Origin of the sequence: Paenibacillus sp. R14(2021), from assembly GCF_019431355.1 — a bacterium.
Taxonomy (GTDB): domain Bacteria; phylum Bacillota; class Bacilli; order Paenibacillales; family Paenibacillaceae; genus Paenibacillus_Z.
This window is the reverse complement of sequence record NZ_CP080269.1, coordinates 837,709-850,349: the sequence shown is the minus strand read 5'-3', so window position 1 is coordinate 850,349 and position 12,641 is coordinate 837,709. Positions and strand designations below refer to the sequence as shown.

Genomic DNA, 12,641 nt, shown 5'->3' with positions numbered 1-12,641 from the left:
AAAAGTGCCATGGGTAAGAAGCCCTGACGGTCATTCATCAGGGCTTTCTTATTTTCTGCCATGAACTCCAATTCGTCGGATGCCATCAGGCGCGTCCCATCCCCGTCAAAGCACCATGAGCTGTATTAGCTCGATTTTTTCGGGTAATTCAGTTCGAACGCCGAACGATTTTCATTAATAAACGCATCGACAGTCATCAGCGGATGGCCAAGGATCGTCACACCTGTTGTATCCAACCCAGCAAGCAAGCCTTCTTGTTGATCGATCGTGACAGCTTCAATGTGTTTCCGCAAAGCCGTTTGTTCTTGCATGCCGATTGCTTCCAAGAATTCCGAAACCGTAACATGCTCATAAGGCAGATCTTTGCCGAGCACTCGGCCTACTTCTGCCGCCAATTCTTCGTGGCTGTACTCCACTTGACCATGCAGCGCAAGCGCCTGACCTGAGTATTTCTCTGGGTTTTCCATAATGCCGGCAATCATAGCACCGGTGTCGTTAGCGGCAAGCGGTGCAAAACGGTTCTCTCTGTTAAAAGGCATCAAATAGCGGCCGTACTTGATATTCGAAGAAATATAGAGCAACCACTCCATAAAGAACGTGACGCGAAGGTGTACCGATGGCACGCCTGACCAATTGAAAATCTGTTCGCTCAGCCAATGATTTTGAGTTGCTTTACTGCGTGCATACGGACGGGATTGTTTGTGCGACATATTTACGATGAGTTCCAGGTTTTGTTCTTTGGCAGCTTGCGCGAAAATGACAGCATTTTCAACCAATCCCTCTTGTACCGGGTAGCAGAAGTACGCCATTTGCATGCCTTCCATTGCTGCACGGATGTCGCGAAGACTAGCCATGTCACCAATTATAACCTCTGCGCCGAGATCACGCAGTTTTTGTGCACGCTCGTCGTCCTTACGGACCATAGCGCGAACTTGAAATCCTTTTCCCAACAGGGCTGCAACCGCCGGACGTCCTGTGTCACCGGCTGCGGCTGTAATCAATACTTTTTTCATAAATGTATCCCTCCTTTAGATATATTTGTTTTATTCAACTATTAAATTGTTTTATTGAATAGATACATAATAAGTCTTCCCCTCATTGTTGTCAATGCTCGCCTTTTCCCTGCTTAATGCACGCCGCCGGATGCGTTGATTCTCTCACCCGTCAGCCATGCGGCGTCATCTGAGGCGAGGAAGACCACTGTCGGGGTTATATCTTCCGGTTTCCCGAACCGGCCGCCCAGCGGCGTAGCCGCAGCAAGAGCCCTTCCGGCCTCGCTGGCGACGAAACCGGCATTGCCTTCCGTATCTGTAAAGCCCGGAGCAACGGTATTTACCCGGATGTTACGTGGACCGAGCTCCTTTGCGAGTGCCATCGTCATCGTATCCACCGCACCTTTGCTCGAAGCGTAAAGCATGGTAGTCGGAACCGGGTTCTTGCTTGCGATCGTTCCGATATTGATAATGCTTCCGCCTTCCGCAGGGAAATGTTTCAACGCTTGCTGCGCGGTCAGAATTGGCCCAAGCACGTTAATGTTGTAGTGGCGATGGAACAACTCCTCCGTCACGTCCTCTACTGGCTGGAATTCGAAGATGCCTGCATTGTTGACCAGGATATTCGGCGTACCAAGAGCATTTTTCGTCTCCTCGAACAGCCGCTCGACGTCCGCCGCTTTGGACATATCGCCCTGAACCGCGATTGCTCGGCCTCCTCCTTTGGTAATTTCGGCTACGACAAGGTCCGCCCCTTGCCTGCTGGAGGAATAATTGACGACGACGGCCGCACCGGCCTCTGCCAATCCCTTCGCGATGCCGGCACCGATTCCCTTCGATGCGCCCGTTACTATTGCCACTTTAGCTGTTAGATTTGCCATGTTTTATATTCTCCTCTCAAATTTAAAAGCGTTGTTTCTCTCGCCTGTCAGCCATGCGGCATAAGAAAAAGCGATTGTACTTCAGAACGAAAGGTTATTGGGACAATATTCTTTTATAGGTGGAGAGGATTCCGGCGTGCAATCCTTCATGGTACATGTTGTAACGCAGCGATTGCTCAGGAGTTACCAGAGAAAGTCCCGTGGACGTTTTAATCGCATTGACACTATCGTTCAAGCGGTCTATCGGATACTGCTTGCGGATTCTGTCCAGTTGTTCCGTCAGCAGGGTTTTCAATTCTTGCAATGTCGCGTTAGGAAGCGATGCAGAGTAATCCAACGGCCCCTTACCTGATCCGAACCGTTCAATAAACCCTTCCGGCAGATTCATCGGAAGATTCAGTTACGACAGCGTCATGTACTCCGTAACGAAATAGATATGACCAAGTTGCCAATGGATATTATTGCGGCAACCAGCGGGAATACGATCCGCGAGTTCCTCAGTCAGGCCTTCCGTTGCTAGCAGCGTTTGTGCTCTAATAACGCCCAATTCTTCGAAAATCGTTGTTTTCATTTGTATCGCTCCTTGATTGTTTATCGTTTAGTGTGCCGCCATAACTGTGCACCGATTCATCCGGTTTCTATCTCGGTATGAACGCGGACAAGCACCTCACCTGGCTTCAACTCGGGAAGGGGCGCCCCTTCGAACGCAGTACCTCAGAGCTGCCGAATTCGTACAAACGAATCGCCTTTATTGTATCTGAAGGCATCTTGCTTTCTCCTTTCATGCAGATGAGTTATACTTACCAGAGCAGTGCTCCACATAACCGAATATAACCGGATCACTGTTCCGTTCATGATTATACGGAGCACCGCTCCAATTGTCAAGGAGGTAGCATATGCGAGCCGATGCGAAGAAAAACTATGAGCACATACTGGCAGTCGCGAACGTAGTTGTAGCCCAGCACGGCGCCGATGCATCGCTGCGCGATATCGCTCGAAGAGCTGACGTCGGGCTCGGCACATTGTATCGTCATTTCCCGACCAGAGAGGCGCTGCTTGATGCATTGCTCCGCGCAGGCTTCGACGAGCTGACGGCAAAGGCACGTGAGCTCGAAACTGCGAGTTCACCCGATGATGCACTTGTGTCGTGGCTGCGCGAAGTCGTTACATTCACGGGTAAGTATCAAGGTGTTGTGGCAGCTATGATTGCAGCCATCGAGGACACGGAGTCCGCACTCCATGCTTCGTGTGTCACGTTGCGAACGGCAGGCACGCGGCTTCTCACTCGCACTCAGGCCGAGGGTCTAGCGCGTGCCGACATGAATGGTGACGACTTGTTCTCGCTAGTTGCTGCTCTCGCGTGGCTCGGTGACCAGCCCTCGTCCGCGCCACGAGCTGAGTATCTCTTCAGTATTATCGCCAGCGCGATCTTAATGAATCGAGCGAGCGGTCCATCAAGCGATTAGTAATTGAATTACCTCTTCGAGCAGTTGCCGCAGCTCTCCGGTCCGCAGGATGCCGAAGTACTGAAATTGTTCCTGTCCTGGTCAGTCTCGACCCCCGCCGATTGTCGGATGAAGCAGGCAGAATCCATAAAAAAAGCAGCTTCTGGACATTTTCCTGAAGCTGCAAAGTTTTTCCCGACAAAGAGGACCCGTTACCTTTTGCATCACATATTTTTTATATTTATGGGTGGTATCAGCAACGCTGGTACTTCCCCTAATTGCAGAAAAGTCTATCTATCGAAGCTGCCAGCGAGAATGGTCTTGAATTGTTCAGCTTAGGCTTTTTCTTTTTCAGTATTCGATCAAGGAAAGCTGCTGGATGCGTTCTTCCCTGCCTATTGTCGGGAGTGTGATGGAGCTCATGTCATAATCGGAAATATGAATCAAGTTCTTGTCCCTTAGTTTTTGACAAGAACTTTATCCCATAACGAAAAAAGCCGCGTTTTACGCGGCCATTAATGACATAAACTTGTTGTCACCCAAACGTATTATATACATTTTCACATTCTTGCCCCGTCGGTTCATAAAAACAGTGCTTCTTCCATCGTCCTACTAACGGCTGATCATACCAAGTCGGCGGACATGGTCCGGGATTTTCGAACGATCCTGGACGGAAATACCATAAGGAGAATTTGGCTGGCCAGTTCCGCTCTCCATTCACGGCCCGTTGCGCCAGACGACGTTCCCTATCTCTTGCGTTTTGGTAGTACAATGGATAATGTAACGCTTCGAATGCATGCGCTTGGTTGATCATTTGGGGAATTGTCCGAATTCCTTTAAAATCGGAGCAATTCGCTCTTATTCGGTTAATGCCAACATTTCCAACAAGGAGCATGCCCATTTCACCTTCGGTCTCAGCTTCAGCTCGAAGCAACCTTGCCAACATATCAATATCCTGTTTCCTAGCTTTTACAACTGCCATTGGCTCACCTCTTTAGTTTCTAGACTCATCATATTGTAGGTGAAGCGGATGTGTTACTCTGGCAAAATAGAGAGCGATAATAAACAGCTATTCCGCCACATTCTTCTGCCCGTTAGATGAACGAAGGCAGCCGACCGCTTCTGGTCAGTTCCACCTTTGATTTTAATCGGCTCCATTATGGGAGCCATTAGCCATTCTCTGCCGATGCAGGCACTTCCTCTGGCAGTTCACCGAGCGTCATGCCAGGCACATTGCGCGGTTTGTATTCGATGACATCTGAGGAATAGATGGACACGTACAATTTGCCGGGCACCGCCAGCGCACGGATAAGGATCGGTTGATTGTACTTGTTCTGGAAGGCGAAGTCAGGACCGTTCCAGCTGACCGTCGCGTCGCGGCCCGGCCGCACGTACGGCACGCTCCGGCTGTGCGAGTAACGCTTCACGATCTGCAGTCCCGCACGGTCGCTCGCATTGAACAGCGTGGATGAAACCTGGCAAATCCCGCCGCCGATGCCTTCAGATAATTCGCCTCTAACGATGATGGGCGCCTCCAAATAGCCTTTTTCTTTCGTGCGCTTGCCGACGATCTTGTTGAACGAGAATGTCTCCCCGGGGAAAATGACCGTATTGTTAATCGCCTGCGCCGCCAGCCGTATATTATGCGAACGGTTCTTATTGCGGCTGTTGTAATACGTGACGTACTGACCAAGAGGCTTCTCCTTGATCTCCGCCAGCAGCTCGCGATCCACCCGCGGATAGACGGGAGCAAGCGGTGCATCAATCGCAGATGAGCCCGTCCCGTAGAAGTACGCGTAGAACTTCTCGGTAAACAGCCGCTCGTTGAGTCGGTAGCCGAGCTCTTCGGCAACGATTCTCCCATCATTGCCGATGATCGCATTGTGAGGAGCTTCATAGCTCCGCTGCTCCAACTGCTCGACAAGCCGATCGAACTTGTCCAAATCCACCATGGTGAATCCTGGTGACGCATAATCGGTACGTTGAATCACGACAGCGTTCTGCCCGCGAAGCGCCACGAATAAATGTTCGTCTGGCTGCTCATTGCCGATGTCCGGCTGAAGCAGCCGAATAAGGCTTGTTATCCATAACCATTTCATAGATTTCATAAGGCGTTCTCCACTTCATCAATTGTTCAAGGCTGCATTAGGAAGTTCTGCGGCGGTCTCCTGCTTCAACCACTCTAAATGTGCTACCGACCAGGCATAATCGCCATGCCGTGACCTACCATGCTATCTTCTTTCCTTTACTAGCGCAATTTTTAGGGGTATTATGCCCGCGATTCGTAAAACTATGCTTCAATGACAAAAGCAGCCGATTGATGATCGGCTGCTCCGGAATCAGTAAGATATGTTCCTGCTAGATAAGTTTACTTGAAGAGATCTCGGGATATGGGTCCGTTATTCTGTTTGACTGACAAGAGAACGGTTATTGACTGTCGAGGTAACCGTAAGAAGGATGAGAACCAAAGCGAACGAGAACGCTCCCAGCCACATCGCGCTGCTTACATTGGTCGTATCGACTGCCAAACCGCCAATTAAAGCTCCCAAGCTGACAGACAACTGATAAACACCTACATAGACCGGACTCAAGGCATCTATAGCGTTCCGAGCACTTGAAAAAACCAATAGCTGCAGGCCCAAGGGAGCCATTCCCCAGGCGATCGCCCAAATAATGAAAGCCATGATTGAAATGACAACGTTATGTCCAAACAGTGAAAGGCCCAGTAATGAAATAAGGAAAATAACTACGGTTAACACTAACAATCCCTTAAGGCTGCGTCCGGCTATGAAACCAGCAGCAAAATTGCTTAGGAAAGAAACAATACCGTAGACGAGCAGGATCGCACTGAGCAGATTCGGGCCCATTCCAGTCACTTGCTGGAAAAAGGGTGTTATATACGTGTAGGCTGCAAATTGACCACCCACAACGAGAATCGCAATAACAAAGACCGATATTACTTTCTTCATTTTCAACAGCGCCAAGAAATCTTTTCCACGAACCCCCTGTTCCATCGGAATTCTCGGAAGCAGTAGGAGTTGGATGATAAAAACAGCAATCGCAAGTATGCATCCTACCATGAAAACGATTCTCAAATCAAAATGTGCGGCCATAAAAGACGCTAATGGAACACTTATGACCGTGCCAATTCCAAATCCTCCGAGGACAATCGAAGTTGCTTTTGCTATCTTCTCTTGCGGAACTAACTTTGCTTGAGCAGTCATAGCCACAGCCCAGAATCCCCCAACACTTAATCCAAGGATGATTCGTGCAATGACTAGCACAAAGAAATGGGTTGTAAGCATCGAAAGTACATTAGAAACAATAAGCAGCAACGACAGTCCGAGAACCACCACCCGCCGATCCAGACGTCCGATAGCTATCGTAAGAATCGGACCCGCAATGGCAGCTAATATAGAAGTGGATGTCACTGTAATTCCGGCAGTACCCTCCGATACATCAAAACTTCGGCTAATTTCATAAAGTAGACCAACTGGCAAAAACTCAGCAAGCGAAATTGAGAAAGCACCTAATGCAATTGCAATAATAGCAAGCCATGGATTCCTATTCTTATTACCCAATGTCAATTATCTCCCTGTTATATATTTTTGCATGATATGAATCCGGAGCTTAAGGGAGAACATCAACAATTCGAATGGCGTCGGCCATTGTTAATCCAAGTTCTTCCTCGGAAATTAAGATGTTTCATACAACCAACGGCTTAATCGTCTTAATATGCCGTACATAATCTTCGCTGCTTTGCTCCAAGAGTGTTTCGTCGAGCGTGTTGAACGCAAAGTGAGGCAGGTACACGGCGCTGATATAGTTGGCAAGCGCTCGGAAGGGAACCAAAATTTCTTCCAGCGTGAAGCGGTTGGAACCGGCCGGTTGATACGCATCCTTAGCCGCGCCAAACGAGAACGCGGCCCCGATTTCTTTGCCTGTTGTCTTCGTCCCTTCCGGACCGTATGCCCAGTTGTACAGCAGCACGTTTTCGAACCATTTTTTCAGCAGCGGCGGCGCGGTGTACCAATAAAGCGGGTATTGGAAAATAATCCGGTCATGGGCTATAACTAACTGCTGCTCCCGCTGGACGTCAATGTTCTCGTCCGGATATTCTCTGTACAATTCATGAATCGTGATCTCATCATGTTTTTTCAATTCGTTCACCCATGCTTTATTCCAGACGGACGATTCGATATTCGGGTGGGTAACGATGACTAGTGTTTTGAAAAATGCCGCGTTTTGCATAAAAATGCTTTCCTGCTTCTAAACGAGCGGCCCGTCTAGTATTTTAGATATAAGCTATCCGCTGACATGCGTATCCTTCTCTCTTAGGATTCATATACGCGTCACTTACCAAAAACAAAATTCAGTACCTACTAGTTGGTACACAATGGATAAAAAAATGATCGACTTGCCCCCTTATAAAATTTTCTTTATTGTACCTACCATTCGGTACAGAGTGATCATAACAAAATCCCTTCGCATGTGCAATAGAAAAAAAACGCCAAGCAATCGGGCTTAAGAAAGCCGATATTGCGAGCGAATGATCGCGATGGCGTTCGTGAGAAAGCTGACTTCTTTTTGGCTCTTCTTTAATAAAATGGCGCCTTCAATCATAGATACAATGGCTCGTGCATGCTGTTTGGCATCGATGTCCGACGTTAGATGCCCCTGTGCTTTCAGCTCGCTCAGCGCGCCTTCGATCGACGAAATCCACCGGTCGAATATATAGTGGACTTTTAGCCGAAACGTCTCGTCGTGTTCGCTCATCTCGATGGCGAGGTTCCCCGCGGGACAACCCGATTTCCCTTTATCGACCGTATGGATGGTCAACGTCCTGTCAAGCATTTTATTTAATTTCGCGATAGGATCAAGATCGGCTGCGAAAATGCCCTCGAATACATCCCTGTCCCATTCCTTGACCAGATCATCGACGACGGCCAGGCCGAGGTCGCGCTTGGACGAAAAGTAGTGATAGAACTGGCCTTTTCCGATGTGAGCCTCGTCCATAATATCGCTGATCGACGTGGCTTGGTAGCCCTTATAATAAATGATTTTTCTGGAAATCCCAATAATTTCTTGGAGTTTCGACATCTCGACACACCCTTTATAATTTCTTTTGCTCGAGTTCAGCATCCGCCTAACCGGTTGGAAGGTGACAAAGTGAATTTTATCACAGTTTGTATGGAATGAATAATGTTAGAGGCGAGTCTCTCCACAGGTGGAACTACTACTCCATTGCCATCCGGCATATCCTCTCTTGTAGTACCTGTTTCATCATGACATATGTTGGAGTAAATAATTTTTTGTGAAGTCCTTTTTTTTGGTTTATTTTGAATGAACCGGTAAAACCAATTTAATTTAAAGGATGGGAATATTACATGAGCGAGGACGTAAAAGATCTGAAGCCTTTTTCGGAAACAGGATTTTGGGCGAAATTAAAAACGCAGGCCTCAAATGCTCGATTAATGCTCGTTTACAGCAGTTTCGTCATCGCCTTTCTTCTACCGATTATTTATGCGAGCGACTGGCCCGAGCGTGGCTGGTGTTAAATTTCAGCCTGCCAGTCGAAGAAGGCCGGATCTCCCAAGCGGAAGGTTCGGCCTTCTTCGGGAATGTTCTCATAACACGGCGAGTTTGAACCGCAAGTCTTACATTTAAAAACTATATCTGGAGAATGTCTACTTATTCGGAATAGAACTTTTCCAATGCTGCAAGGCACTAAGTCGGACGCCGGTAACGTTTCTCATATGCTTCCCTACCGAAGGGAACCTTCCTGCGTGTCGGGAACCCACATCATTATTTTCTCGTACAGCGGCAACGGTCGTTATCATCTGCCGCCAACCCAGCGATTATTGACTTTTGGCAAGGAAAAAGACAGGCTTCTGTTTAATTGATCGACTGCTCCGGTAACAGTAAGATATGATCCTGGCTAGATGACACATTTGCGAGATTCCATTCCTTTGTTATCTCCTTCCAACAAAACACCGGCTGCCTTCGAAAATTGCTGAGTTATCGTGTCACGTTATTTGAGTTGAGGCGGCCATGAATGTGATATATTCTTGTCGCCAAACAGGTGTCGGCGATTTTTTTGTTACATAAGACAATCGGCTTTGAATAGAAGTTCTTGTCATCGGACAACAGCCAATTACCTCCAGCCGTTGAGACAGCTAGCTTAATAACTCGTGTACTTTTAGGCCCCCGGCAGTGTATAGTAAGACTTTTTATGGCAACGATTGAGACAAAAAAGAAGGCAGGCTCCATATGAACGAGGAGAAAATCGTAAAGAAACCCGCTGCACATGTGCAGCAGGTTCCATTTATTTCCACTTATAAGCTTTTCGCATAACGATGTTCGACTTACAACTGACTATAGCTCCAGTCGCCAAAATTATATTTAGCCATGTCATAAGTGTTAAGCATCATTGCCAAATAGCGTGCAACGTCATACCAACTGAACAGAGTCCCTACACCTGTAATGTCTACCGAGGGCGTAGACGGATATGCAGTGACATTTTGGCCATATTCCGAAATACGACCCCATCTATTCTCAAGGTACTGCTGTGTTAGTGGCAGACCGTTATAGCGATTATTATAACTCTGCATGATAGCGGCATTAACGCCATATACGTCCCAGAACCGTGCAGATTCGGAAAGGTATCCGATCAAGAACATAAGGTCCCTGGCGGTCCACATGTAATCGCCGCTGGCGTAAGGGTTCGTGACCGTCGCCAGATGGGAGACGGAGCCAATCAGATCACTCCACGAGATAGACATATCTTGCCGGCCTTGACCTGCGGCACCGGACAAGGCATTGTAATTGCCTCCAAAAGGTAGGGTAGCATAATTATTCCCAGGATCATGTCCACTTTGGCGCATGTGAGTACGCAAGTCGTAATCTTCGGAAGCATTATCGGAGAACTGATACGTAAAGCCATACTGATTTGTAAATCCTCGCACATACAGATCGCCTGGGGTGATCCAAAGCGTAGCGGTTCGATTTTGGCTCGGCATCGTTATCGTTGCCATGATCAGACCTGTCGAGTAATGATTCGGGTTGCCACTTGGGTTTCTGTCTACTTGCTGAGATTGATAGGTGCTGCCGCGATAGGAGTGTCCCGCCGCTTGTCGAAGGCTGTTGATAAACGATGAATACTGGCTCCCCGCCGTACTACTTGGTGCGTACAAATTAATATAAACGTGCGTAATTGATCCTCTTGGGACATCAGCGTGGGCAACTCCGCCCACTGAGACAAGGGTTCCCGTAACAACCATCGCGAAAGTTATAACGGCCAGAGTGACCGCCCGGATTTTGCGATGAAAAAAATGATAAAAAATTCCCACTACATTTCCTCCTAGAAAAAAGTTAATAACGACAGGCTAAAACAGCCGGTATACCTCCTTTTTTTACTTTCCGGCAGAATGGTGGTTAAGTTATGTATTATTAAATAATAACCATTATCTAATAGTAATTATAAATAATTTTGTTCGATTGTCAAATAACTTTCGAAATACAAAAGAAGCCTATTCAGCCCATCAAATCACCCGCCCCCCCCCTTCAGTCTTATTCAAAATCCAAACGGATGCGATGAATTTTCACTTGCGGCAAACATTGCAAACTCCTGTCCTATTTCGGTTAACGATATATGTCTTCTCTTCATCTTAACGAAATAAAGCTGCCGGCATTAAGCTGAAATTTTGTCCGGTATCCAGAACAATTGATTTCTTGGGAATGTGCTTTTGATTGTTGAAGACACGTCCTACTTACATAGGATAATTTTTCACGGATTATTCGAGTTATAACTCCCTAATTTCACCAAATGCTTTGCCCAGGCGTACGGCTAATAAAATATGTGCTCCCTCGTGGTTATCCACGTTTACGAGCGCAACGCTTAGAACCTTTCCTCTACCGAAATCAGTCGGTTAACTCCGATTCTATCGATTGTTTCACAAATAAATTCCCACTAATTGATACCTAAATTATTGGTCAAAAGATATCATGCAAGAAGGATAATTTTGTATATTGTTCAATTCGAAAAAGAGCTGTTGCTGGCGAGGCCACACATTTTTGCGATACTTGTTAAGGCTACTGCTTCTCACTTCGAATATGGTTTATTGAGGGGAAATTGTGATCCAATCGAAAAAACGTTACGATAGAGTCAACAGCAGGATCAGCAGACTTCGTTCGCCAATCGATTTACCGAAACCAGAGGAGGAATCGAAATGGATTACACCCGCCTGGGCCAAACCGGCCTGGAGGTATCCAGACTATGTCTGGGCTGCATGAGCTACGGTTTACCGTCAAGAGGAACGCATTCGTGGACGCTGGACGAAGAGCGGAGTCGCCCCTTCATCCGCAAAGCGCTTGAGCTGGGCATCAATTTCTTCGATACCGCCAACGTTTACTCGGACGGCACGAGCGAAGAAATCGTCGGTCGCGCGCTGGGGGATTTCGCACGGCGCGAGGAAATCGTCATCGCGACTAAGGTTCACGGCCGCATGCGGCCCGGCCCGAACGGCGCCGGCTTGTCGCGCAAAGCGATCCTGAGCGAAGTCGACGACAGCCTGCGAAGACTTGGCACGGACTATATCGATCTCTATCAAATTCACCGCTGGGACCCGCATACGCCGATCGAGGAAACGATGGAAGCGCTGCATGACATCGTCAAGTCCGGCAAGGTCCGCTATATCGGCGCTTCGTCCATGTACGCCTGGCAGTTTCTCAAAGCGCAGTTCACGGCGGAGAAGCACGGCTGGACCAAATTCGTCAGCATGCAAAATCATTTGAATCTGCTGTACCGCGAGGAAGAACGGGAAATGCTTCCACTCTGCGAAGAGCTCGGCGTAGGCGTCATCCCGTGGAGCCCGCTCGCCCGCGGCCGTTTGGCGCGCGGCTGGGACGAAATCAGCGAACGGTCGGAAATCGACGCGTTCGGCAAGACGCTGTATACGTCCGCCGTCGAGTCGGACCGCGCGATCGTCGAACGCGTCGGGCGCATCGCGGCCGAGCGCGGGGTACCGCGAGCCCAGATCGCGCTGACCTGGGTGCTGAGCAAATCCCCGGTCACGGCGCCGATCATCGGCGCGACGAAGCCCGGCCATTTGGACGACGCGACCGCTGCGCTCTCGCTTGCGCTCAATTCCGACGAAATCCGTGCGCTGGAAGAGCTGTACGTGCCGCATCCCGTACTGGGCTTCCAGTAACACGGAAACGCGGGCAGGCGTGCGGCCTGCCCGAATCGGTGTACTTTATGGCTCACGGATTGTATAGGAAGTTCTTGTCCTTAAACGGCTTTGTATAGAAGTTCTTGACTTGAG

13 protein-coding genes are annotated in these 12,641 nt (G+C 48.5%); 3 read left to right on the top strand and 10 right to left on the bottom strand.

Annotated features, from left to right (window positions below):
• Positions 1-125: 125 nt before the first annotated feature.
• From KXU80_RS04225 to KXU80_RS04210, 4 genes are all read right to left on the bottom strand, one after another.
• Entirely contained in the window at positions 126-1,013 is an 888-nt protein-coding gene (locus KXU80_RS04225) for an NmrA family NAD(P)-binding protein (RefSeq protein ID WP_219837037.1), read from the bottom strand.
• Positions 1,014-1,126: 113 nt separating this feature from the next.
• Positions 1,127-1,873, bottom strand: coding sequence for an SDR family NAD(P)-dependent oxidoreductase (locus tag KXU80_RS04220; RefSeq protein WP_219837036.1), 747 nt, complete (start codon positions 1,871-1,873; stop codon positions 1,127-1,129).
• A 94-nt stretch (positions 1,874-1,967) separates the two neighbouring features.
• Positions 1,968-2,261: a hypothetical protein gene (locus KXU80_RS04215; protein WP_219837035.1), complete on the bottom strand. Its 294-nt coding sequence runs from the start codon at positions 2,259-2,261 to the stop codon at positions 1,968-1,970.
• 12 nt (positions 2,262-2,273) lie between these two features.
• Positions 2,274-2,444, bottom strand: a complete 171-nt coding sequence (locus KXU80_RS04210) for a DinB family protein (RefSeq protein ID WP_219837034.1) — start codon at positions 2,442-2,444, stop codon at positions 2,274-2,276.
• A gap of 325 nt (positions 2,445-2,769) precedes the next feature.
• Here KXU80_RS04210 and KXU80_RS04205 point away from each other — a divergent pair, with 325 nt between their 5' ends.
• The gene (locus KXU80_RS04205; protein WP_219837033.1) at positions 2,770-3,339 is read left to right on the top strand and encodes a TetR/AcrR family transcriptional regulator; all 570 of its coding nucleotides are present in this window, start codon (positions 2,770-2,772) and stop codon (positions 3,337-3,339) included.
• Positions 3,340-3,853: 514 nt separating this feature from the next.
• Here the strand turns inward: KXU80_RS04205 and KXU80_RS04200 are convergent.
• The 5 genes from KXU80_RS04200 to KXU80_RS04180 form a co-directional block, all read right to left on the bottom strand.
• Positions 3,854-4,300, bottom strand: coding sequence for a cell wall hydrolase (locus KXU80_RS04200; RefSeq protein WP_219837032.1), 447 nt, complete (start codon positions 4,298-4,300; stop codon positions 3,854-3,856).
• A 187-nt stretch (positions 4,301-4,487) separates the two neighbouring features.
• On the bottom strand, positions 4,488-5,417 hold the full coding sequence (locus tag KXU80_RS04195) for a VanW family protein (RefSeq protein WP_219838861.1): 930 nt from the start codon (positions 5,415-5,417) through the stop codon (positions 4,488-4,490).
• Positions 5,418-5,717: 300 nt separating this feature from the next.
• Entirely contained in the window at positions 5,718-6,899 is a 1,182-nt protein-coding gene (locus KXU80_RS04190; RefSeq protein WP_219837031.1) for an MFS transporter, read from the bottom strand.
• A 124-nt stretch (positions 6,900-7,023) separates the two neighbouring features.
• Positions 7,024-7,569 (bottom strand): NAD(P)H-dependent oxidoreductase, encoded by a 546-nt coding sequence (locus tag KXU80_RS04185; protein WP_219837030.1) that lies wholly within the window; start codon positions 7,567-7,569, stop codon positions 7,024-7,026.
• 273 nt (positions 7,570-7,842) lie between these two features.
• Positions 7,843-8,418 carry a TetR/AcrR family transcriptional regulator gene (locus KXU80_RS04180; RefSeq protein WP_219837029.1) on the bottom strand — a complete coding sequence of 192 codons (576 nt, stop codon included), beginning with the start codon at positions 8,416-8,418 and terminating at the stop codon, positions 7,843-7,845.
• Positions 8,419-8,705: 287 nt separating this feature from the next.
• Here KXU80_RS04180 and KXU80_RS04175 point away from each other — a divergent pair, with 287 nt between their 5' ends.
• Entirely contained in the window at positions 8,706-8,876 is a 171-nt protein-coding gene (locus tag KXU80_RS04175) for a hypothetical protein (protein WP_219837028.1), read from the top strand.
• An 807-nt stretch (positions 8,877-9,683) separates the two neighbouring features.
• Here KXU80_RS04175 and KXU80_RS04170 read toward each other — a convergent pair.
• Entirely contained in the window at positions 9,684-10,667 is a 984-nt protein-coding gene (locus KXU80_RS04170) for a ribosome-inactivating family protein (protein WP_219837027.1), read from the bottom strand.
• Positions 10,668-11,546: 879 nt separating this feature from the next.
• On the opposite strand from KXU80_RS04170, the gene KXU80_RS04165 reads away from it, so the two are divergent.
• The gene (locus KXU80_RS04165; protein ID WP_219837026.1) at positions 11,547-12,527 is read left to right on the top strand and encodes an aldo/keto reductase; all 981 of its coding nucleotides are present in this window, start codon (positions 11,547-11,549) and stop codon (positions 12,525-12,527) included.
• Positions 12,528-12,641: the final 114 nt, after the last annotated feature.